General features: G+C 66.3%; 20 protein-coding genes and 1 riboswitch. Of the genes, 10 read left to right on the forward strand and 10 right to left on the reverse strand.

Translation table 11 applies throughout. The features are described 5' to 3' along the window. From QZ951_RS17615 to ahcY, 9 genes are all read right to left on the reverse strand, one after another. A partial coding sequence (locus QZ951_RS17615; protein ID WP_293002983.1) for a thiamine phosphate synthase occupies nt 1-482 on the reverse strand: 482 nt, incomplete at its 3' end. After that, a complete protein-coding gene (locus tag QZ951_RS17620; RefSeq protein WP_293002984.1) occupies nt 479-1,324 on the reverse strand; it encodes a hydroxymethylpyrimidine/phosphomethylpyrimidine kinase in 846 nt (281 codons plus the stop codon). The genes QZ951_RS17615 and QZ951_RS17620, both read right to left, overlap by 4 nt. Before the next feature lie 434 nt (nt 1,325-1,758). Continuing rightward, nucleotides 1,759-2,424, reverse strand: coding sequence for a monofunctional biosynthetic peptidoglycan transglycosylase (gene mtgA / locus QZ951_RS17625; protein WP_293002985.1), 666 nt, complete (start codon nt 2,422-2,424; stop codon nt 1,759-1,761). After that, nucleotides 2,421-3,119, reverse strand: coding sequence for a trimeric intracellular cation channel family protein (locus QZ951_RS17630; protein ID WP_293002986.1), 699 nt, complete (start codon nt 3,117-3,119; stop codon nt 2,421-2,423). The genes mtgA and QZ951_RS17630 overlap by 4 nt, the downstream gene beginning before the upstream one ends. Before the next feature lie 111 nt (nt 3,120-3,230). After that, nucleotides 3,231-4,556 (reverse strand): amidohydrolase family protein, encoded by a 1,326-nt coding sequence (locus QZ951_RS17635; protein ID WP_293002987.1) that lies wholly within the window; start codon nt 4,554-4,556, stop codon nt 3,231-3,233. Nucleotides 4,557-4,660: 104 nt separating this feature from the next. Next, nucleotides 4,661-5,107 carry a BLUF domain-containing protein gene (locus tag QZ951_RS17640; RefSeq protein WP_293002988.1) on the reverse strand — a complete coding sequence of 149 codons (447 nt, stop codon included), beginning with the start codon at nt 5,105-5,107 and terminating at the stop codon, nt 4,661-4,663. 157 nt (nt 5,108-5,264) lie between these two features. Further along, complete coding sequence (gene metF, locus QZ951_RS17645; protein WP_293002989.1) at nt 5,265-6,140, reverse strand: methylenetetrahydrofolate reductase [NAD(P)H]; 876 nt, start codon at nt 6,138-6,140, stop codon at nt 5,265-5,267. Continuing rightward, complete coding sequence (locus QZ951_RS17650; RefSeq protein ID WP_293002990.1) at nt 6,137-6,511, reverse strand: four helix bundle protein; 375 nt, start codon at nt 6,509-6,511, stop codon at nt 6,137-6,139. The genes metF and QZ951_RS17650 overlap by 4 nt, the downstream gene beginning before the upstream one ends. Nucleotides 6,512-6,535: 24 nt before the next feature. Further along, nucleotides 6,536-7,987, reverse strand: a complete 1,452-nt coding sequence (gene ahcY, locus QZ951_RS17655; protein ID WP_366943978.1) for an adenosylhomocysteinase — start codon at nt 7,985-7,987, stop codon at nt 6,536-6,538. Nucleotides 7,988-8,049: 62 nt separating this feature from the next. Continuing rightward, nucleotides 8,050-8,128: riboswitch (S-adenosyl-L-homocysteine riboswitch) on the reverse strand. A gap of 142 nt (nt 8,129-8,270) precedes the next feature. Here ahcY and ppc point away from each other — a divergent pair. From ppc to QZ951_RS17670, 3 genes are all read left to right on the forward strand, one after another. Next, nucleotides 8,271-10,991 carry a phosphoenolpyruvate carboxylase gene (gene ppc, locus QZ951_RS17660; protein ID WP_293002993.1) on the forward strand — a complete coding sequence of 907 codons (2,721 nt, stop codon included), beginning with the start codon at nt 8,271-8,273 and terminating at the stop codon, nt 10,989-10,991. A 502-nt stretch (nt 10,992-11,493) separates the two neighbouring features. Then, nucleotides 11,494-12,771 carry a cytochrome P450 gene (locus tag QZ951_RS17665; RefSeq protein ID WP_293002994.1) on the forward strand — a complete coding sequence of 426 codons (1,278 nt, stop codon included), beginning with the start codon at nt 11,494-11,496 and terminating at the stop codon, nt 12,769-12,771. Between the two features lie 58 nt (nt 12,772-12,829). Then, nucleotides 12,830-13,150, forward strand: a complete 321-nt coding sequence (locus QZ951_RS17670; protein WP_293002995.1) for a 2Fe-2S iron-sulfur cluster-binding protein — start codon at nt 12,830-12,832, stop codon at nt 13,148-13,150. Nucleotides 13,151-13,217: 67 nt separating this feature from the next. Here QZ951_RS17670 and metK read toward each other — a convergent pair whose 3' ends face one another. Further along, on the reverse strand, nt 13,218-14,447 hold the full coding sequence (gene metK / locus QZ951_RS17675; protein WP_293002996.1) for a methionine adenosyltransferase: 1,230 nt from the start codon (nt 14,445-14,447) through the stop codon (nt 13,218-13,220). Between the two features lie 212 nt (nt 14,448-14,659). On the opposite strand from metK, the gene QZ951_RS17680 reads away from it, so the two are divergent. The 7 genes from QZ951_RS17680 (at nt 14,660) to QZ951_RS17710 (ending at nt 21,234) form a co-directional block, all read left to right on the forward strand. Further along, nucleotides 14,660-15,220, forward strand: a complete 561-nt coding sequence (locus QZ951_RS17680) for a thioredoxin family protein (RefSeq protein ID WP_293002997.1) — start codon at nt 14,660-14,662, stop codon at nt 15,218-15,220. Nucleotides 15,221-15,252: 32 nt separating this feature from the next. Further along, nucleotides 15,253-16,596, forward strand: coding sequence for a glutathione-disulfide reductase (gene gorA, locus QZ951_RS17685; protein WP_366943979.1), 1,344 nt, complete (start codon nt 15,253-15,255; stop codon nt 16,594-16,596). A 240-nt stretch (nt 16,597-16,836) separates the two neighbouring features. After that, nucleotides 16,837-17,565, forward strand: coding sequence for a MotA/TolQ/ExbB proton channel family protein (locus QZ951_RS17690; RefSeq protein WP_293002999.1), 729 nt, complete (start codon nt 16,837-16,839; stop codon nt 17,563-17,565). Between the two features lie 6 nt (nt 17,566-17,571). After that, the gene (locus QZ951_RS17695; RefSeq protein WP_293003000.1) at nt 17,572-18,015 is read left to right on the forward strand and encodes a biopolymer transporter ExbD; all 444 of its coding nucleotides are present in this window, start codon (nt 17,572-17,574) and stop codon (nt 18,013-18,015) included. 22 nt (nt 18,016-18,037) lie between these two features. Beyond that, nucleotides 18,038-18,724 (forward strand): energy transducer TonB, encoded by a 687-nt coding sequence (locus tag QZ951_RS17700; RefSeq protein WP_293003001.1) that lies wholly within the window; start codon nt 18,038-18,040, stop codon nt 18,722-18,724. 204 nt (nt 18,725-18,928) lie between these two features. After that, a complete protein-coding gene (gene gap / locus QZ951_RS17705) occupies nt 18,929-19,933 on the forward strand; it encodes a type I glyceraldehyde-3-phosphate dehydrogenase (RefSeq protein ID WP_293003002.1) in 1,005 nt (334 codons plus the stop codon). A 113-nt stretch (nt 19,934-20,046) separates the two neighbouring features. Beyond that, nucleotides 20,047-21,234 carry a phosphoglycerate kinase gene (locus tag QZ951_RS17710; protein WP_366943980.1) on the forward strand — a complete coding sequence of 396 codons (1,188 nt, stop codon included), beginning with the start codon at nt 20,047-20,049 and terminating at the stop codon, nt 21,232-21,234. The last annotated feature ends 50 nt before the right edge of the window (nt 21,235-21,284 follow it).

Below are 21,284 nucleotides of genomic sequence, written 5' to 3' on the forward strand. Positions count from 1 at the left end.
TCGAAACGCGCCCGGGCCGCCCGCAGCAGCGGAATCTCGGCCTGCGGCGCGTTCGGCTTGGTGTTCGACGCGAAGAAGCGACCGAACGCGACATAGCTGGCGCCGGCGGCGAGCACCTCGTCCGCCCGTTCGAGGCGATTGGCGCAGCTGGCGCCGACCAGCGCGTCCGGTCCGAGCCGCGCGCGCGCGTCGGTCAGCGAGCCGTCGCTGGCGCCGAGATGGACCCCGTCGGCGCCGATGTCGGCGGCAAGCCGCGCATCGTCGTTGACGATGAACGCAGCGCCATGCGCCCGGCACAGCGCCAGCAGCGCTTCGGCGTTGCGGCGGCGGACATCGGGGCTGCCGTGCTTGTCGCGGTACTGCAGCAGCACCGCACCGCCACGCACGGCGGCCGCGCAGGCGGCGAGCAGGCGCGCCGGATCATCGGCCAGACCATCCGGCGTCACGGCGTACAGCCCGCGGCGAATCGGCAGGCGGCTCATGACGCGATGCGCGCGGAAGGGGGCGGGATGCGCCCCGGGATGCGCCGCCCGCGGCCGATCGCGACGGCGCGCGCGAGTGCGGCCTGGGTCCAGCGCTGGCCGGTGGCAACGGCGTCGACCGGCGCATCCGCCAGCGCCAGCCGTGCGGCGATCGCGCTGGCCAAGGTGCAGCCGGCGCCGTGGAAGGTTTCCGGCAGCCGGGGCCATTCGTGGCGGATCGGCCCGGATGTCGACGCGTTGCCAGCGGAATACAGGCGGTTGACGACCGTTTCGCCCGGCTCGTCGCCGCCGGTGATCAGCACGTGGCGGGCGCCGTCGGCCAGCAGCGCGGCGGCGCAGGCATCGAGATCGGCGGCGTCCGGCACCAGCCGGCGGGCTTCGGCCGCGTTCGGCGTCAGCACCGTCACCTGCGGCAGCAGCGCGCGGCGCAGCGCGGCCGGGAACGCGGCGGCGACCAGATCGGTGCCGCCGCCGGCGCGCAGCACCGGATCGCAGACCACCGGCAGGCCGAGCCGGGCCAGCACGGCGGCGATCACCGGGAGCTGCGCGGCGTCGCCGATCAGGCCGATCTTGACCGCCTGCGGCTGCACGTCGGCCAGCAGCACGTTCAGCTGCTCGGCCAGCAGCGCGGCGTCGGTCGGGATGACGCGGCGGACGTTGCGGCTGTCCTGCACGGTCAGTGCGGTGATCACGCCGACACCATGGACGCCGTGCGCCGCCAGCGTTTCAAGATCGGCCTGCAGCCCGGCACCGCCGCCCGGGTCGTGGCCGGACAGGCACAGCACGATGGGAGGCTTGGAGGAGGACTTCAATGGCGGCTTCAGCGGGCGCGGCGCAGGCATGGTCACAGGATAGCGGCTGGGCCTCCGGCGGGCCGTGCGGCGGCGCGGCGGCCATCATTGACATTCATCAACGCCCGTGTGTTCGGCGAGCTCGCGGGGGCCGACATCGAGGGCTTGACAGATGGAATCCGACAAGAAATCGGCCAATGACTTATGCACACGAAAATCTTGACATCCGCGGCAGGCCACGTCGCACCGACACAAAACTGCAAAAATCCTTGAAAAACAGCGTAAATCATTGATTGAAAACAAGTAAAGCAGGTGGTCACATTTTGCGCGCAGGGCTAAAAATCCATGTGAGGACGATCACTTAGCCCACCTCCACAAAGCTTGTGCACACGGTTATCCACAGATTCTGTGTGCAGACCGAGCTTTCCCATTGTTTTCAGCAATTAACGTCGGTTTCTTCATGTGACGACGAGTTTTGCCCCGTCTTAGTGCAGGTCGGCCAGATAGCCGCTGCCGAGCTGCTGCATCTGCTGTTCGATGCGGCTCGCGCGGCTCAGCACATAGCTTGAAGGACGGTCCACTTTCAGCCGCATCGGGTTCGGCAGCACCGCCGCCAGCAGCGCGGCTTCGCGCCGGGTCAGCCGCGACGCCGGCTTGCGGAAATACGCCTGCGCGGCCGCTTCCACGCCGTAGATGCCGGGGCCGAACTGGGCGATGTTGAGATAGACCTCCAGCACCCGCCGCTTCGGCCACAGCGCTTCGATCAGCAGGGTGTAGCCGACTTCGAGCCCCTTGCGGATGTAGCTGCGACCGGACCACAGGAACAGGTTCTTGGCGGTCTGCTGGCTGATCGTCGATGCGCCGCGGACCCGGCGCGAGCGCTGGTTGTGGTCGATGGCCTTGTCGATCGCCTCGAAATCGAACCCCCAATGCTCGGGGAATTTCTGGTCCTCGGCGGCGACGGCGGCCAGTGCCGCGGCCGGCGCGATCCGGTCCCACGGCACCCAGGCGTAGCGGACCTCCGGGGCGTCCGACGCCAGCATGAAGGCGCTGGTCAGCGGCGGCACCACGCGCAGCAGCAGCACCTGCAGCACCGCGAACGCCGCGAACAGCAGCGGCGCGATCAGCAGCCAGCGCAGGGCACGCGTCATCGGCGATCCGGACCGGCGTCGGGCCCGGCATCGGTCGGGCGGTCGTCGGCGCGGCGGTCGCGCGGGGCCGGGCCATCGACCAGGCTTTCCGGCAGGCTGTAGACCGGCAGGCTCCAGTTCCAGACGATGGCACCGAGGCGGAACGCCGCGATCGTCACCATGCCGAGCACGGTCGCCGGCAGCCGCGGCATGCCGAAGCGCAGCGCCACGACATAGGCGGTGGCGCCGACGATCACCGCCACCGCATAGAGCTGGCCCTTCTTCAGGATCATCGGGATGTCGTTGCACAGCACGTCGCGCAGCAGGCCGCCGAAGCTGCCGGTGATGGTCGCCATGATCACCACGATCAGCCCGGAAAACCCCGCCTTTTCAGCGACCTGCGCGCCGGCGATGGAAAAGAACGCGAGCCCGATGGCATCGGCGAGCTGCAGGGTCTGCAGCGGCGGCCGGGCCCAGCGGGTGTACGGGATGGTGGCGAGGGCTGCGCCGATGATCACGACGACATACAGCGGATCGGCGATCCAGAACACCGGATGGCGGTCGAGCAGCAGATCGCGGATGGTGCCGCCGCCGGTCGCGGTAACCAGCGCGATGACCACCACGCCGAGCATGTCGAGCGACTTGCGGCCAGCCGCGAGCGCGCCGCTGATCGCGAACACGGCCGCGCCGATGTAGTCGAGGAGGTGCAGGATCATGCTGGCGCGAAGCTTACCGTGCGCGCCGCCGACCGCGCGCCGTCGCGCGTCTCGTTCGGCAAGTCGCAGCCACCCGGCCGACCGTTCAGCCGGGCAATTGCGGTGACGAGCCTACGGCGCGATCGCCACCGGCTTGCCGTCCTGCTTGTAGACGACGCCGCCCTTCATCACGAACGCCGGCGCTTCGAGGATCGCGATGTTGGCCAGCGGGTTGCCGCTGACGGCGACGAGGTCGGCGTAGTGGCCGGCGCTGACGCTGCCGACATCCTTGCTGCGGCCGAGCAGGTCAGCCGCGCTCGAGGTCGCGGCCTTGATCGCCTGCATCGGCGTCTGGCCCCATTCGACGTGCTTCGCGAACTGCTTGCCGTTGTCGCCATGCGGGTAGACGCCGGCATCGGTGCCGTACGCGATCTTGACGCCGGCCTGCACCGCCTTCCGGAAGTTCTCGCGCTGCACGCGGCCGACGATGCGTTCCTTGTCGAGAATCTTCTGCGGGTAGTTCAGCCGCGCGTACTCGGCGAGGATGTAGTCGTCGTCATAGATGTCGCTGACCAGATAGGTGCCGCGCGCCTTCATCAGCCTGATGCCTTCGTCGTCGAGCAGGCTGCCGTGCTCGATCGAGTCGACGCCCGCGCGCACCGCCATCTTGATGCCCTCCGCGCCGTGGGCATGGGCGGCGACCTTGCGGTCCCAGCGATGCGCCTCGTCGACCAGCGCGTTCATCTCCTCCTGCGTGTACTGCGGCGCGCCGACCGAATCCTCCTCGCTGAGCACGCCGGCGGTGGCGACCATCTTGATCACCTCCGCGCCGTACTTGACCTGCTCGCGCACCTTCAGGCGCACCGCTTCGACGCCATCGGCCACGCCGCTGAAGCCGTCGATGCGCAGATACGGCGAGCCGCCGGTGAAATCGCCATGGCCACCGGTGGCGCCGATGGCATGCGCCGCCGGCACGATGCGCGGCCCGCGCGCCATGCCGTCGTCGATCGCCCGCTTGAGTGCCACGTCGACGAAATCGCCGGCGCCGAGGTTGCGGATGGTGGTGAAGCCGGCCAGCAGCGTGCGTTCGGCGTAGACATGGGTGCGCACGGCGTCGTCGATCGCGCTGTTGCGCACCAGCGACTGGTAATAGTCGCCCGGGTTGCCGGTGATGTGCGTGTGGCAGTCGATGAAGCCGGGCAGCAGCGTGGCATTGCCGAGATCGATCACCTCGGCACCGGCCGGAATCGCCAGCCCGCTGCCGGCGGCGACGATGCGGTCACCCTCGATCAGCACCACGGCATTGGCGATCGGCTTGTCGGCAAGACCATCGATCAGGAACGCGGCCTTGACCGCGCGCAGCTTCGGCGCCGCGGCGCTCGGCTCGGCGGCGACGGCAGGAAAGATGGCAGCGGCCAGCAGCACGGCGGCGCACAGCCGCGTGGAAAACGGATTCACGAGGGGAAACTCCGAAAGAGGGGATACCGCCGCCGATATGACAGGACCGGCATGCGGATGCGCAAGGGCCGTGCCGCAGCGATCCGCGTGGCGGCGGTCGGCCGTCAGCCGCGCGCGATCTCGCGGAACGCCGACAGCAGCTTCAGCGCCTTGCCGCCGCCGAAGGTATGGTCATCGACCGGCGCGTCGAGATACGGGCTCCAGGCCGCGAAATCGGCCGGCGACAGGTCGCGCGTGTCCCGGAAACCCATCGCCCACTGGTCGAAGCTGCGCGCCGCGATTGGCGCCTGCGCCAGCTTGATGAGGTTGCGATGCCGCCGGTCGTGCAGGATCGTCTCGTACAGCGCCAGCACCGCCGTCTCGGGGCCTTCCATCACCTGGATGAAGCTGCCTTCGCGGTACAGCAGCATGCCGGTGATTCCGGCGCGCTCGTTGTTGACGCGGCTGGTCTTCAGCAGGCCCGCGAGATCGGCGCTGCTCATCAGCTCCGTGGCGGCGCTGCAATACGCGATGTAGATCATCCCCGACACGGCATCCTGCCTCGCTTTCATGAACGTTCATGAAATGCTAGCGAAGCGGCGGATGGTTATGCAGATTTCCGACGCCGTGATGCCGTCGTCGGCACGCGAGCCCTGCGGCGAGGGACCCGCAGGCTTCTTGCGGGATCGCCGCCAAGGCGAGCGGGGCGGATTCACTTCGGCGTTGGGATCAGACCGGCAGCCCGAGGTTCTTCCACAGCCGCATCGTCGGCTCGACCTGATTGAGCGTGTAGAAGTGAATCCCCGACGCGCCGCCCTTGAGCACGGTCTCGCTCAGGCGGGTGACGACGTCGAGGCCGAAGTCCTGCAGCGCGGCCTTGTCGTCCTGCAGCTGTTCGAGGCGCAGTCGCACGTAGCGCGGGATGTCGGCGCCGCAGGCGGCGGAGAAGCGCGTCAGCTGCGCGTAGTTGGTGATCGGCATGATGCCGGCGATCACCGGAATGGTGATGTTGGCTTTTGCACACCGTTCGAGGAAATCGAAGTAGGCGTCGGCAACGTAGAAATACTGCGTGATCGCGGCGTGAGCGCCGGCGTCGACCTTGCGCCGGAAGGCATCGAAGTCGGCTTCCGGGTTCTTCGCCTGCGGGTGCATCTCGGGGTAGGCGGCGACTTCGAGTTCGAAGGCGTCGCCATGGGTTTCGCGAATGAACGACACCAGTTCGCTGGCGTAGTGGAAATCGCCGGGTGCGCCGGTGCCCATCGCGGTCGCCGGCAGATCGCCTCGCAGTGCCACGATGCGCTTGACGCCCGCCGCCTTGTAGCGATCGAGCAGGGCCGCGATCTTGGCGCGCGACGAACCGACGCAGGTCAGATGCGGCGCCGCTTCGATGCCGGTGTTCTCGACGACCTTGACCACGGTGTCGTAGGTGCCGTCCTGATCGGAGCCGCCGGCGCCGTAGGTCACCGAGAAATACTTCGGATGCACCGCGGCGAGGGCGGACGCGATGCCGGGCAGCTTGGCGATGCCTTCCGGCGTGCGCGGCGGGAACAGTTCGAATGAAAACTGCGTTTCGTGAGGGGTGAGGGGTGAGGCGTGAGGCGTCATGAGGCGTCCTTCTTGACCTTGAGCGAGTTGATGAGGCCGCCGAGCTTGGCGAACACCTTGTCCAGCGCCTCATCGAGATCGTCGTCATCGCCGAGCATCAGCAGGCGTCGCGCGATCTGAACCTGCGTTTCCACTTCAGAGAGCGATCCGCGGGCGACATACAGGAAATGAAGCAATTCGGCCCGCGATCTGCGGGCCGAACCTTCTGCGATGTTGGATGGAACGCTGACGGCAGCGCGGCGAATCTGTGCCGTCAAGCCGAAGCGTTCGTCGGGAGGGAACGAGGCGCTTGCGCGGTAGACGACAGCAACCAGATCAATGGCATCACGCCAAACCTCGAGATCATGGTGCCGCCGCGTTTCCCGCCTCACGCCTCACCCCTCCCGCCTCACTCATCAATAGCGGTAGTGATCCGGCTTGTACGGACCTTCGACCGGCACGCCGAGGTAGTCGGCCTGCTCCTGCGTGAGCTTGGTCAGCTTCACGCCGATCTGCTCCAGATGCAGCGCCGCCACTTCTTCGTCGAGCTTCTTCGGCAGACGGTAGACCTTCTTCTCGTAGACGTCCTTGTTCTTCCAGAGGTCGATCGCGGCCAGCGTCTGGTTCGAGAACGAGTTCGACATCACGAACGCCGGGTGGCCATGGGCGCAGCCGAGGTTGATCAGACGGCCTTCGGCCAGGATGTAGATGCTGCGGCCGGTGTCGCTGAACGAGTAACGGTCGACCTGCGGCTTGATCTGGTCGCGCGTGGCGGCCGGATCCTGATTCAGGCGATCCATCTGGATCTCGTTGTCGAAGTGGCCGATGTTGCAGACCAGCGCGTTGTTCTTCATCGCCTTCATGTGCTCGAGGCTGATGATGTCCTTGTTGCCGGTGGCCGAGACATAGATGTCGGCAAACGGCAGCACGTCTTCGATCGTCTTCACTTCGAAGCCTTCCATCGCCGCCTGCAGGGCATTGATCGGGTCGACTTCCGAGACGATCACGCGGGCGCCGAGGCCACGCAGGCTGAACGCCGAGCCCTTGCCCACGTCGCCATAACCGGCGACGAAGGCGACCTTGCCGGCGATCATCAGATCGGTGGCGCGCTTGATGCCGTCGGCCAGCGATTCACGGCAGCCGTACAGGTTGTCGAACTTCGACTTGGTCACCGAGTCGTTGACGTTGATCGCCGGCACCAGCAGCTTGCCCGCTTCGAACATCTGGTACAGGCGGTGCACGCCGGTGGTGGTCTCTTCGGCGACACCGCGCCAGGCGGCGGCGACCTTGGTCCAGTAGCCCGGGCGCTCGGTCTTCGTGCGGCGCAGCAGGTCCTTGATCACCTGCTCTTCATGGTTGCCCGACAGCGTGTCGATCCAGTCCGAGCCGGCTTCCATCTCGACGCCCTTGTGGATCAGCAGCGTCACATCGCCGCCGTCGTCGATCACCAGTTCCGGGCCACCGAGCGAGCCGTCCGGCAGCACGTGGGTGACGCAGTCCAGCGTGCAGTCCCAGTACTCTTCGAGGCTTTCGCCCTTCCACGCGAACACCGGCGTGCCGGCGGCGGCCACGGCAGCCGCGGCGTCGTCCTGGGTCGAGAAGATGTTGCAGGAAGCCCAGCGCACATCACCGCCGATCGCCTTCAGCGTCTCGAGCAGCACGGCGGTTTCCTTGGTCATGTGCAGCGAGCCGGTGACGCGGACGCCCTTCAGCGGCTGCAGCGGCGCGTACTTCTTGCGGATCGCCATCAGGCCGGGCATTTCTTCCTCGGCCATGCGGATGCGCTTGCGGCCGAATTCGGCCAGCGACATGTCGCGGACCTTGAAATCGGCGACGCCGTTCTTGTGGGGGGTGGTGACGGAATTCATTACAGCGCTCATGAGCATCGCTCCAGTAAATGATTCGAAGGAATATTCGATTGGCAATTCGTTCGGACTGGGCGCCGTTGCTGAACATCCAACCGTGAGCCTGGCCGTTCTTCCGCGACGGTCGCAGCGCCCCTCACAGTGCGTGGGGCGAGTATATCCGCCTATGCGGATAAAGGGATAGACCGCCAATCCGCCGTTCGCTGCCGGTCCCGCCCGGGTTGCAGAGCCGCCCGGAACGCCCGTGCGACGGCGAAATCGGCATCGCTCTTGCTGCACGCAAGCCATGGACGACAAGCCCCCGATCCCCGCCGCCGACCCCCGTTCCGCCCGCAATGCCGCCGACGCGCCGCTGCGCGAGAACGTGCGGCGGCTCGGCATGACCATTGGCGATCTGCTGGCCGAGCAGCAGGGCTCGGCGTTCCTCGAAGGGGTGGAAACCGTCCGCACCACCGCGATCCGCCGTCGCGACGGCGCGGCCAGCGCCCATGAGCTGTCGACCCTGCTGTCCGGCCTGCCGGTGGCGCAGGCCGAAGCGCTGACCCGCGCGTTCTCCGCGTATTTCCAGGCCGTCAACATCGCCGAGCGCGTGCATCGCATCCGCCGTCGGCGCGATTACGAGCGCGAAGGCACCGCGCCGCAGCCGGACGGCCTGAAGGACACGCTGGCCCGGCTGAAGGCGGCCGGTGTCAGCGCCCGCGAGCTGCTGCTGTGGCTCGGTCGGCTCGATGTCGAACCGGTGTTCACCGCCCATCCGACCGAAGCGGTGCGCGGCTCGATTCTGGAGAAGGAACAGGAAATCGTCCGGTGTCTGGTCAACGAATTCGACCCGAGCCTGACGCCGCCGGAACGCGCCGCCGACTGGGGCCGCCTGCGCATGGCGCTGACTGCGAGCTGGCAGACGCGCGAAACCGCCGCCGTCCGCCCGAGCGTGCAGGACGAGTGCGAGCACGTCGGCTTCTATCTCGGTGGCGCGGTCTACAACATCGTCCCGGCGTTCTACGAAGCGTTCGAGGACGCGATCCGCAGCGTCTACGGCGCCGAGGTCGACATGCCGCGCGTGCTGCGCTTCGGCTCCTGGGTCGGCGGCGACATGGACGGCAACCCGAATGTCGGTGCCGCGACCATTGCCGCCACGCTGGCCAGCCAGCGCGAACGGATTCTCGATCGCTACGCGGCCGAAGTCGCGGAACTGGCCGGCACCTTGAGCCAGACCGCGGACCGGGTCGACATCGCCGGTGAACTGGGCCGGCGCACGGCCGCCTACCGCAGCCTGCTGCCGAACGCCGTCATCCGCCCGCGCCACGAGGACATGCCGTATCGCGTGTTCCTGACCCTGGTACGCGAGCGCCTGAAGGCGACCGCCCGCGATGGCGACGGCGCCTACGAATCCGCCGCGAGCTTTCAGGCCGACATCGAACTGGTCGCCGAAAGCCTGCTCGCCGGCAAGGGCCTGCACGCCGGCTGGTACGCCGTGCGCCGCCTGCTGTGGCGGGTGCGGACCTTCGGCTTCCATCTGGCGCGGCTCGATTGCCGGCAGGACTCGCGCATCCACGCCAAGGCAATCGCCGCGCTGCTCGACGACCCGGCCTGGCCGGATCTCGATGCCGACACGCAGGCCGAACGCATCCGGCCGTACGCCGGCCACAGCCTGGTGTTCCGCGGCACGGACGACGACACCGCCACGCGCTGCACCGCCGTGTTCGCGACACTCGCCGAATCGGTCGAGCGCTACGGCCGCGATGCCGTCGGCCTCTACATCATCAGCATGGCGCAGCGGGCCGCGGACGTGCTGAGCGTGCTGGCGCTGGCGCGCCACGGCGGCTTCGTCGACCGGCGCCGCGCCGTGCCGCTCGACATCGCGCCGCTGTTCGAAACGGTGGATGACCTCAAGCGCGGGCCGGACACCTTGCGCGCACTGTTCGGCGATCCGGTCTACCGCGCGCATCTCGTGGCCCGCGGCAACCAGCAGATGGTGATGCTCGGCTATTCGGACAGCGGCAAGGACGGCGGCACGGTGGCATCCCGCTGGGGCCTGCAGCGGGCGCAGGTCGAACTGCTGGAAGTCGCACAGGCCGCCGGCATCCGCCTGGCGTTCTTCCATGGTCGCGGCGGCTCGGCCAGCCGCGGCGGCGGCAAGATCACCCCGGCCTTGATGTCGAGCCCGCGCGGCTCGGTGTCCGGCGCCTTGCGCGTGACCGAACAGGGCGAGGTGATCCACCGCAAGTACGGCATCCGCGCACTGGCGCTGCGCAGCCTCGAACAGATCGTCGGCGCGACCTTGCGCGCATCGATGCGCCCGCGGCTGGCCGAACCGCGCGAAGCCGACTGGCGCGCGACCATGACATCCATCGCCAGTCACAGCCGCACGGCTTATCGCGGGTTCGTTGACGCGCCGAACTTCGTCGACTACTTCCGGCTGGCGACGCCCATCGACGTGATCGAGAAGATGACGCTCGGCAGCCGCCCGAGCCGCCGCGGCACCATGGTCGGCGTCGAGTCCTTGCGCGCCATTCCGTGGGTCTTCGCGTGGACCCAGTGCCGCGCCGTGCTGACCGCCTGGTACGGCCTCGGCAGCGGCCTGGAACGCGCCGCCGCCGAACTCGGCGAAGACCGCCTGTTCGAAATGGCGCGCGACTGGGCGTTCTTCCGCGTGCTGCTCGACGACACCGACATGGTGCTGGCCAAGTGCGACCTCGACATCGCCGAACGTTTCTCGCGGCTGTCCGGAGGCCTGCACGCCCGCTTCTTCCCGATGATCGCCGCCGAATTCGAACGCACCCGCCACTGGGTGCTGCGCCTGAGAGGCGAAGACAGCCTGCTGGCCAGCGAACCAAAGCTCGCCGAATCGATCCGCCTGCGCAACCCGTACGTCGACCCGATCAGCTTCCTGCAGGTCGACCTCCTCGCCCGCTGGCGCGACACCGGCAGCAGCGACGACGCCCTGCTGCGCGCGCTCGTCGCCACCGTCAACGGCGTCGCCCAGGGGTTACAGAACACGGGGTGAGGCAGCGCGCTTGCGAGGCACTGCCTCGCGCGCTGCCGAACGCCATTTCTGCCGGGGGTGAGCTTCGGCACGCTTGCGGAGCACTGCTCCGCGCCGAAGCGAACGCCTGCTGAGCCGAAGGCGAAGCAGGCCGGGGCGCCATCTCCTTCCGGGAACTCTCGCGCCGAAGCGAACGCCTGCTGAGCCGAAGGCGAAGCAGGCCGGGGCGCCATCTGCTTCCGGGAACTCTCGCGCCGAAGCGAACGCCTGCTGAGCCGAAGGCGAAGCAGGCCGGGGTGCCATCTGCTTCCGGGAACGCTCGCGCCGAAGCGAACGCCTGCTGAGCCGAAGGACCGCACCGTGCGCGCGCTCGCGGCGGGAGCATCGAGCCAAACGTCCCATCATCGGAACGCTAGTGACGCCCGCCGCCAACAGGTTCAATCTCTGCCTGCGGCCGTGCGCTGCTGCTCGCCACGGCTGACAAGACCAAAACGATAAGTCGTGTCCGAGAGAGGAGAGCGCCATGAGTGCAGTAGCTGCCGCTGCCGTAGCCCCGGTCGTGTCCCGTGATTCCGTCGATGCCGTGCCGCTGGCCGACATCGATGTTTCCCATCCCGACCTCTGGGTCAACGACAGCCATTGGCCGCTGTTCGCCCGGCTGCGCCGCGAAGACCCGGTGCATTACTGCGCGAACAGCCTGTTTGGGCCGTACTGGTCGGTCACCAAGTTCAAGGACATCATGAATGTCGAGACGCACCCGGAGATCTATTCCTCCGCGTTCAGTCACGGCGGCATCACGATCTTCGATACGAACAAGGTCGCGTCGCTGCCGATGTTCATCGCCATGGACCCGCCGATCCACGACGAGAAGCGCAAGGTCGTGCAGCCGATCGTCGCCCCCGACAACCTGGCGCGGATGGAAGCGCTGATCCGCAGCCGCACGGCGGCCGCGCTCGATCAACTGCCGGTCGGTGAAACCTTCGACTGGGTCGAGCGGGTGTCGATCAACCTGACCACCCAGATGCTGACCACGCTGTTCGACTTCCCGTTCGAGGATCGCGACAAGCTGCCGTTCTGGTCCGATCTGGCGACCACGATTCCCGGCCCGGGCGGCATCGTCGAAACCGAGGAGGAACGGATGCGGCTGCTCGGCGAGTGCGCCCAGTACTTCGCGCGGCTGTGGAACGAGCGCGTCAACGCCGCACCCGGCAACGATCTGCTGTCGATGATGGCGCACGATCCACGCACCCGGTCGATGACGCCGGAAGAGTTCCTCGGCAACCTGATGCTGCTGATCGTCGGCGGCAACGACACCACCCGCAACTCGATGACCGGCGGCGTTATTGCCCTGCACGAGCACCCGGCCGAGTACGCCAAGCTGTGCGCGGACCCGTCGATCATCGGCACATCGATGATTTCCGAGATCATCCGCTGGCAAACGCCGCTGGCGCACATGCGCCGCACGGCTGTGGCCGACACTGTGCTCGGCGGCAAGCAGATCAAGGCGGGCGACAAGGTGATCATGTGGTACGTCTCCGGCAACCGCGATCCGGAGGCGATCGACCAGCCGGACCGCTTCCTCGCCGATCGTCCGCGCGCCCGCCAGCACCTGTCGTTCGGCTTCGGCGTGCACCGCTGCGTCGGCAACCGGCTGGCCGAACTGCAGTTGAAGATTCTCTGGGAGGAACTGCTGGCCCGCTGGCCGCGGCCGGGGCAGATCGAGGTGATGGGCGCACCGCGCCGGGTGCCGTCACCGTTCGTGAAGGGTTACGAATCGTTGCCGGTGCGGATCAATCGCTGATCCGCGTCATCCGCCGCGCCCCGACCGTCCCGATCCCGCACCCGAACCCTTTCACGCCATGTCCAAGATCATCTTCATCGCCCACGACGGCAGCCGCCGCGAAGTGCCCGGCACCGACGGCGAATCCCTGATGGAAGCCGCCATCGGCAACCGCGTGCCCGGCATCGACGCCGACTGCGGCGGCAGCTGCGCCTGCGCCACCTGCCACGTCACGATCCTCGAACCCTGGCAGTCGAAGCTGACGCCGATGGGCAAGGACGAGCGGGCGATGCTCGAAGCGGTATCCGACCCGGACCCGACGTCCCGGCTGGCCTGCCAGATCCGTTTCAGTGCGGCGCTCGACGGGATCGAGGTGCGAACGCCGGCCAGTCAGCACTAAGCCGCCATCATGACGAAAGCCGGCTCGCGCCGGCTTTCGTTCACTGCAACCGCGAGAGGCTTGCGGCTTACTTCAGCTTCTTCGCCGCATCCTTCAGCGCTTCGGCCTTGTCGGTCTTTTCCCACGAGAACGCGGTGAAGGTTTCGCCGTTGGCCAGCGTGACGTCGTACGGCTTGCGACCGAAGTGGCCGTAGGCGGCGGTCTGCTGGTACATCGGGTGGATCAGGTCGAGCATCTTGATGATGCCGCCCGGGCGCAGGTCGAAATGCGCGCGCACGAGCTTTTCCAGTGCCGCATCGCTGACCTTGCCGGTGCCGAACGAGGTGACGAAGATCGAGGTCGGCTCGGCCACGCCGATCGCGTACGACACCTGCACTTCAACCTTCGACGCCAGACCGGCGGCGACCAGGTTCTTCGCGACATAGCGCGCGGCGTACGCGGCCGAGCGGTCGACCTTCGAAGGATCCTTGCCCGAGAACGCACCGCCGCCGTGACGAGCCCAGCCGCCGTAGCTGTCGACGATGATCTTGCGGCCAGTCAGGCCGCAGTCGCCGACCGGTCCGCCGATCACGAAGTTGCCGGTCGGGTTGATGTGGAACTTGGTCGCCTTGCTGATCCACTTGGCCGGAATCACCGGCTTGATGATCGACTCCATGACCGCTTCGCGCAGGTCCTTGAGCTTGATGTCCGGGCTGTGCTGGGTCGACAGCACGACGGCATCGACACCGACCGCTTCACCGTTCTCGTAGCGCAGCGTGACCTGCGACTTGGCGTCCGGGCGCAGCCAGGCGAGACCGCCCTTCTTGGCCTTGCGGATCTTGGCCTGCTGCTCGACCAGTCGATGCGAGTAGTAGATCGGCGCCGGCATCAGTTCCTTGGTTTCGTCGCAGGCGTAGCCGAACATCAGGCCCTGGTCGCCAGCGCCGATCTCTTCCGGTGCCTTCTGCTTCTTTTCGGTGCCGTCGACACCCATCGCGATGTCCGGCGACTGCTTGCCGATGATGTTCAGCACGCCGCAGGTCGAGCCGTCGAAGCCGACGTCGGACGAGTTGTAGCCGACATCGTTGATGACCTTGCGCACCAGCGCTTCGAGATCGACCCAGGCCGACGTCGTGACTTCGCCGGCGACGATCGCGACACCGGTCTTGACGAGGGTTTCGCAGGCGACGCGGGCGCGCTTGTCCTGCGTCAGGATGGCGTCGAGCACCGCATCAGAAATCTGGTCCGCCAGCTTGTCCGGGTGGCCTTCAGAGACGGATTCGGAGGTGAAGAGATAGCTGCTGGATGGGGTGCTCAAAGCGGTCTTCCTCGGGTGATCTGTTTATGCGGATAAGCCGATAGCTTAAGTCAAACGTTTCGGGTATGCACCGACCGGCCGGCTTAGCGGCGGACGGGCGGGCCGGCGCGGATCGAGGGCTAGAATGCCCGGCGATTCAGGACTGTCGACCGATTGTCGTCGACGGAACGGCCTTCGGGCCAATGCTTACCTCAGAATTTCCGGAGCTTGCGATGGTTCAGACCCCCTCCAGCATGTTGCCGCTCGGCACGCCGGCCCCCCAGTTTGTCCTGCCCGATGTCGTCAGCGGGCTCGAGGTTTCGCTGGCCGACCTGAAATCCAGCCATGCGACGGTGGTGATGTTCATCTGCAATCACTGTCCGTACGTCATTCATGTGCGCGACGGCCTGATCCAGCTGGCGCAGGACTACCGGACGCGCGGCGTGTCGTTCGTCGCGATCAGCAGCAACGATGTCGAGCATTACCCGGCCGATGCGCCGGACAAGATGCGCGAGCTGGCGCTTTCGCAGCAGTTTCCGTTTCCTTATCTGTATGACGAGACGCAGGCGGTGGCGAAGGCGTTCCTCGCAGCCTGCACGCCCGATTTCTTCGTGTTCGACAGCGAGCTGAAGCTCGCCTACCGCGGGCAGCTTGACGATTCGCGACCGGGCAACGGCAAGCCGGTGACCGGGGCGGCCATGCGCAGCGCGATCGATGCCTTGCTGGCCGGCGCGCCCGTCGATGAACACCAGATTCCGAGCGTCGGCTGCAACATCAAGTGGAAGCGCACGTGAACGTCGATCCGGCATCGGCATCGGCACCGACGATGGATTTCGAGTTCGATCTGCTGGTGCTGGGCGGTGGCAGCGGCGGCATCGCCACGGCGCGGCGCGCGGCACAGCATGGCGCGCGCGTGGCGCTGGTCGAATCCGGGCGCCTCGGCGGCACCTGCGTCAACGTCGGCTGCGTGCCGAAGAAGCTGATGTGGCACGCCGCGCAGATTGCCGAGATGGTGCACGACGCGAACGGCTACGGCTTCGACATCGGCTCGGTGGCGCATGACTGGGCGCGGCTCAAGCAGCGGCGCGATGCCTATGTGCAGCGCCTCAACGGCTTGTATGCCGAAGGCCTGGCGAAGGATCGCATCACCGTGGTCGCGGGGCGTGGCCGCGTGATCGATGCCCACACGGTCGAGCACGAGAGCCGCCGGCTGCGCGCGCGACACCTGTTGATCGCCACTGGCGGCAAGCCGCGCTGGCCCGAGATCCCGGGGGCCGAACACGGCATCGACTCCGATGGCTTCTTCGCGCTCGAGCATTGCCCGAAGCGGGTGGTCATCGTCGGCTCCGGCTATATCGCCGTGGAGTTGAGCGGTGTGCTGCAGGCGCTGGGCGCCGAGGTCACGCTGATCGCGCGCGGGGAGCGTCTGCTGTCCCATTTCGATGCGATGCTGGGCGACGAGCTGCTGCAGCAGATGCAGGATCACGGCGTGACCGTGCTGCGCGGTCGACAGCTCGCCAGCGTGGCGCTGCAGGGAACCGAGCGGCAGCTGACGCTGGCGGACGGCACCATCGTGCGCTGCGACTGCCTGCTGTGGGCCACTGGGCGCGTGCCGAACAGTCGCGACTGCGGCCTGGCAGAAGTCGGTGTCGCCATGGATGACGCCGGCCATGTGCAGGTCGATGCCTGGCAGACCACGAACATCGCCAGCATCCACGCGGTGGGCGATGTGGTCGGCCATGCCACGTTGACCCCGGTTGCCATTGCAGCCGGTCGGCGGCTCGCAGATCGCCTGTTTGGCGGCAAGGCGGGCCGCAAGCTCGATTACGACAACATTCCATCCGTGGTCTTCAGTCATCCGCCGATCGGTTCGGTAGGAATTTCTGAAGTCGAGGCCAGGGCTCGTCACGGCGATGCCGTCACCATCTACCAGACCCGCTTCAAGGGGCTTTACTACGGCGTGCTCGACCACAAGCGCGAGACCCGGATGAAGCTGGTCTGCGTGGGCGACGAGCAGCACATCGTTGGCTTGCACGTGATTGGAGCAGGTGCCGACGAGATGTTGCAGGGCTTCGCCGTGGCCGTGCGCATGGGCGCCACGAAACGTGACTTCGACGATACGCTGGCGATTCATCCGACGGCAGCGGAAGAGTTCGTCACCCTGCGTTGATGACAGATTTGTGAATCGGGGCCGTTATCGGGAAAGCGCGCGTCACGAGCCGTTTTTAGCTATGTAAATCACCGTAATGGCACGAAAAATATTGCCTTTTGCTTGCTTGCTTATTTCAAGGGTCCCTCGCTAGTATTCGCGCTTCCCCGGTCCGCCGGGATCGGTTGGTGCAACTCTTGCGAGCACTGACAGCGCGATCCAGCAGCGGCGCAACAGACACAACCTTACGGAGTACGACTCGTGGCAGTCAGCCTTATCAATTTCGCGGCCGAAGCCGCCGGTGGCATCAATCCGGCTGATCTTTCGATCGTCAGTCTGGTCTCGCATGCAGACCCGGTGGTCAAGGGCGTGCTGATTCTTCTGGTGTTCTTTTCGATCTGGTGCTGGACGGTGATGGTCGAGAAGTTCGTCGGCATGTCGAAGGCCAACGCTGCCATCGGTCGTCTCGAAGACAAGCTCGAGACCGGCACGCTCGAAGACATGATCAACTACACCGACGACAAGAAGCACCCGCTGGCGCTGGTCATCGATGCCGGCAACGCCGAATGGCGCGAAGGCTTGGGCGAGCACGCCCACGAAGCGCTGCACGAAGTGCGTGACCGCATCGAGCACGCCATGCGTCTCGAACTGTCGAACGAGATCCGCCGCCTGAACAAGGGTCTGCCGTTCCTGGCAACCGTGGGTTCGGCCGCTCCGTTCATCGGTCTGTTCGGCACGGTGTGGGGCATCATGAACACCTTCACCAGCATCGGCGCGAATCGCGACACCTCGCTGGCGACGGTGGCCCCGGGTATCGCCGAAGCGCTCATCGCCACGGGTATCGGCCTTGCCGCCGCCATCCCGGCGATCATGGCCTACAACAAGCTGTCGACCGACATGGGCCGCTACTCGGGCCGTCTCGGCACGGCGGTGGGCCTCTATTCGGGTCGCCTGGCCAAGCGTTTCGCGCCGGGCTCCAAGGCCGGTTGATCCGTCATGGGACTTAACGTCAAGGCCACGGGTGGCGGCGGCGAAGAGGGCGAACTGCCCACGGTCGCCGAAATCAACATCACGCCGATGGTCGACGTGATGCTGGTGCTGCTGATCATCTTCATGGTCACGGCGCCCCTGATGCTGCCGCAATTGCCGATCACGCTGCCGAAAGCCTCTCTCGACGAGATGGGCAAGCCGCGTGACCCCCTCATCATCTCGATCGATACGTCGGACGAGTACTTCATCAACAATGGCCCGCTGACCCAGCAGGTGCCTTTCGATCAACTCGGTGAAGCCTTGCGCGCCATTTCGGTGAAGCAGGCGGACAACCTGGTCTATATCCGCTCCGACAAGGGCGTTGAATACGGCAAGGTGGTCGACCTCATCAGTCTCGTGGGCGCCTCGGGGTTCTACAAGGTTTCGTTGATGGCCGAAGCCCAGCAGTGATGCGGGCTGGAGCTATACCTACGTGAGCAATCCAAAGAAGAAAGGCAAGCGAACCTGGAGTACCGGGCTCGTTGTCTCGATCATCTTCCACGGCACGCTGATCCTGTTCCTGATCCAGCTGGTGCGGCCACAAGCCAACCTGGCACCGCAGCCCAAAAAGACTCCGGTCATCGTCGAACTGGCTCCGCCACCGCCGCCACCACCACCGCCACCACCGCCACCTCCGCCGCCGCCGACGCCGCCACCGAAGGATCCGCCGAAGATCGTCCCGACGCCGACTCCGTCGCCGCCGCCGATCGAGGCGCCGACGACCAACGCACCGGATGCCGTGGATGTGCCGACGGTGCCGCCGTCTCCGCCGCCCGCTCCGCCTGCGCCACCCGCGCCGCCGGCTCGCGTCGTCGGTACCGGCGTGCCGTCGTCGTACTACAACACGCTGCAGAACGTCATCCAGCAGACCGTTCAGTACCCCGCCAAGTCCTTGCGCAACGAGGAAGAGGGCGTGGCCAAGCTGCGCGTTCGCATCGCCCGCGATGGCGAGATTCTGGAAGTGACGATCATCCAGAAGTCGGGCTATGTCGATCTCGATCGCGAAGCCAAGGACGTGTTCCGTCGCATCGGCAAGTTCCCGCCGGTGCCGGCCTCCGTCGGTCCGGAGTTCACCGGGTTCCTCGTCGAACTGCCGATCAACTTCTCGCTGGGTGGTTGATGTGATTTGGCGACTTGCAGTCTCATCGGCTGCAGATCGCCGAAATTGACGGCTTTTGAAAGCAGAAAGCGGGGCTGATCGGATCAGCCCCGCTTTTTTTTGTCTGGGATAAAATGCGCGGCCCCGGCGTTCCCGAACGGATTCCGGAGGCGCGAGCCGCTGGCGCACCCTTCTCCACGGCGATTGATCGACTTGAGGAATAACATGGCAGTCAAAGTTGGCATCAACGGTTTCGGACGCATTGGCCGCAACGTGCTGCGCGCCGCCGTGCAGAATTTCGGCGACGACATCGAAATCGTCGCGATCAACGATCTGCTCGAGCCCGATTACCTCGCCTACATGCTGGCCTATGACTCCGTCCATGGCCGTTTCAAGGGCGAGATCGCCATTCAGGACGGCGCACTGCTCGTCAACGGCAAGAAGATCCGTCTGACGCAGGAGCGCGACCCGGCCAACCTGAAGTGGGCCGACGTCGGCGCCGAAGTCGTCATCGAATCGACCGGTCTGTTCCTCGACAAGGTCACCGCGCAGAAGCATCTCGATGCCGGCGCGAAGAAGGTCGTGCTGTCGGCGCCGTCGAAGGACGACACGCCGATGTTCGTCTACGGCGTGAACCACCAGACCTACGCCGGTCAGGCCGTGATCTCGAATGCCTCGTGCACCACCAACTGTCTGGCGCCGCTGGCCAAGGTCATCCACGACAAGTGGGGCATCAAGCGTGGCCTGATGACCACCGTGCATGCCGCCACCGCGACGCAGAAGACCGTCGACGGCCCGAGCAACAAGGACTGGCGCGGCGGCCGCGGCATTCTCGAAAACATCATTCCGTCGTCGACCGGCGCCGCCAAGGCCGTCGGCGTCGTCATTCCGGAACTGAACAAGAAGCTGACCGGCATGGCCTTCCGCGTGCCGACCTCGGACGTGTCGGTCGTCGACCTGACTGCCGAACTGAACACGCCGGCGACGATGGCCGAGATCTGCGCCGAAATGAAGGCGCAGAGCCAGGGCGCGTTGAAGGGCATCCTCGGCTATACCGAAGACAAGGTCGTGGCGACCGACTTCCGCGGCGAGACCTGCACCTCGGTGTTCGACGCCGAAGCCAGCATCGCGCTCGACCCGACGTTCGTGAAGCTCGTCAGCTGGTACGACAACGAGTGGGGCTATTCGAACAAGTGCCTTGAAATGGTGCGCGTGGTCGCGTCGAAGTAAGCGCCGGCCTCACCCCCACGGGAACGCGACAGGGAATCGGGAATCGTCGACACGATTTCCGGTTCCCTTTTCTTTTGGTGCGCTTCCTTTCCCTTTGCCGACTCAGGATGCCGATCATGAAAATCAAGAAGCTCGCCGACCTCGATCTGAATCACCAGCGCGTGTTCATCCGCGCCGACCTCAACGTGCCGCAGGATGAAGCCGGCAACATCACCGAGGACACGCGCATCCGTGCGTCGATTCCGGGCATCCGGCTGGCCCTGTCGAAAGGTGCGGCCGTGATGGTGACTTCGCATCTGGGCCGTCCGACCGAGGGCGAGTTCAAGCCGGCCGATTCGCTGGCGCCGATCGCGGCGCGCATGAGCGAACTGCTGGGCCAGCCGGTCAAGCTGATCCAGAACTGGGTTGATGGCGGCTTCAGCGTCGCTCCGGGCGAGGTCGTGCTGCTCGAGAACTGCCGCTGCAACAAGGGCGAGAAGAAGAACAGCGACGAACTCGCGGAGAAGATGGCGAAGCTCTGCGATGTCTATGTCAACGACGCATTCGGCACCGCTCACCGCGCCGAAGCGACGACCCATGCACTGGCCATGAAGGCGAAGATTGCCTGCGCCGGCCCGCTGGTCGCGGCGGAACTGGAAGCGCTCGGGGCTGCGCTCGGCAATCCGAAGCGGCCGCTGGTGGCGATCGTCGGCGGCTCGAAAGTGTCGACCAAGCTGACGATCCTCGACGCGCTGGCCGACAAGGTCGATCAGCTGGTGGTCGGCGGCGGCATCGCCAACACGTTCCTGCTCGCCGCGGGCCTGCCGATCGGCAAGTCGCTGGCCGAGCCGGATCTGGTGCCGGAAGCGAAGCGCATCATCGACAAGCTGAAGGCGCGCGGCGCGTCAGTGCCGATTCCGACCGATGTGGTCACCGCCAAGGCGTTTTCGCCGACCGCCGAAGCCACGGTTAAGCGAGCTGCGGATGTCGCCGCGGACGACATGATCCTCGACATCGGCCCCGACACCGCGGGTTTGCTGGCCGACATCATGGTCAGTGCCGGCACCATCGTCTGGAATGGCCCGCTCGGTGTGTTCGAGTTCGATCAGTTCGCCAACGGCACCCAGGTGCTGGCGGCGGCGATCGCGAAGTCGTCGGCGATGTCGATCGCCGGTGGCGGTGACACCGTGGCGGCCATTGCCAAGTTCGAGATCGGGGAGCAGGTCGGCTACATCTCGACGGCTGGTGGCGCCTTCCTGGAGTTCCTCGAAGGCAAGACCCTCCCGGCCGTCGCGGCGCTGGAAGCTCGCGCCAACGATTGACTGCACGCGCACGGCCCTTGAAGCAAAGGCGGCGACCCGTGTCGCCGCCT

It is taken from the genome of Nevskia sp., assembly GCF_021732705.1.
Taxonomy (GTDB): domain Bacteria; phylum Pseudomonadota; class Gammaproteobacteria; order Nevskiales; family Nevskiaceae; genus Nevskia.

Coding starts and splice junctions, on each gene's coding strand:
- mtgA (WP_293002985.1), bottom strand. CDS start 2,424: ATGACGCGTGCCCTGCGCTGGCTGCTGATCGCGCCGCTGCTGTTCGCG.
- ahcY (WP_366943978.1), bottom strand. CDS start 7,987: ATGAATTCCGTCACCACCCCCCACAAGAACGGCGTCGCCGATTTCAAG.
- QZ951_RS17640 (WP_293002988.1), bottom strand. CDS start 5,107: ATGAAAGCGAGGCAGGATGCCGTGTCGGGGATGATCTACATCGCGTAT.
- QZ951_RS17670 (WP_293002995.1), top strand. CDS start 12,830: ATGTCCAAGATCATCTTCATCGCCCACGACGGCAGCCGCCGCGAAGTG.
- QZ951_RS17695 (WP_293003000.1), top strand. CDS start 17,572: ATGGGACTTAACGTCAAGGCCACGGGTGGCGGCGGCGAAGAGGGCGAA.
- gorA (WP_366943979.1), top strand. CDS start 15,253: ATGGATTTCGAGTTCGATCTGCTGGTGCTGGGCGGTGGCAGCGGCGGC.
- QZ951_RS17665 (WP_293002994.1), top strand. CDS start 11,494: ATGAGTGCAGTAGCTGCCGCTGCCGTAGCCCCGGTCGTGTCCCGTGAT.
- gap (WP_293003002.1), top strand. CDS start 18,929: ATGGCAGTCAAAGTTGGCATCAACGGTTTCGGACGCATTGGCCGCAAC.
- QZ951_RS17630 (WP_293002986.1), bottom strand. CDS start 3,119: ATGATCCTGCACCTCCTCGACTACATCGGCGCGGCCGTGTTCGCGATC.
- ppc (WP_293002993.1), top strand. CDS start 8,271: ATGGACGACAAGCCCCCGATCCCCGCCGCCGACCCCCGTTCCGCCCGC.
- metF (WP_293002989.1), bottom strand. CDS start 6,140: ATGACGCCTCACGCCTCACCCCTCACCCCTCACGAAACGCAGTTTTCA.
- QZ951_RS17620 (WP_293002984.1), bottom strand. CDS start 1,324: ATGCCTGCGCCGCGCCCGCTGAAGCCGCCATTGAAGTCCTCCTCCAAG.
- QZ951_RS17680 (WP_293002997.1), top strand. CDS start 14,660: ATGGTTCAGACCCCCTCCAGCATGTTGCCGCTCGGCACGCCGGCCCCC.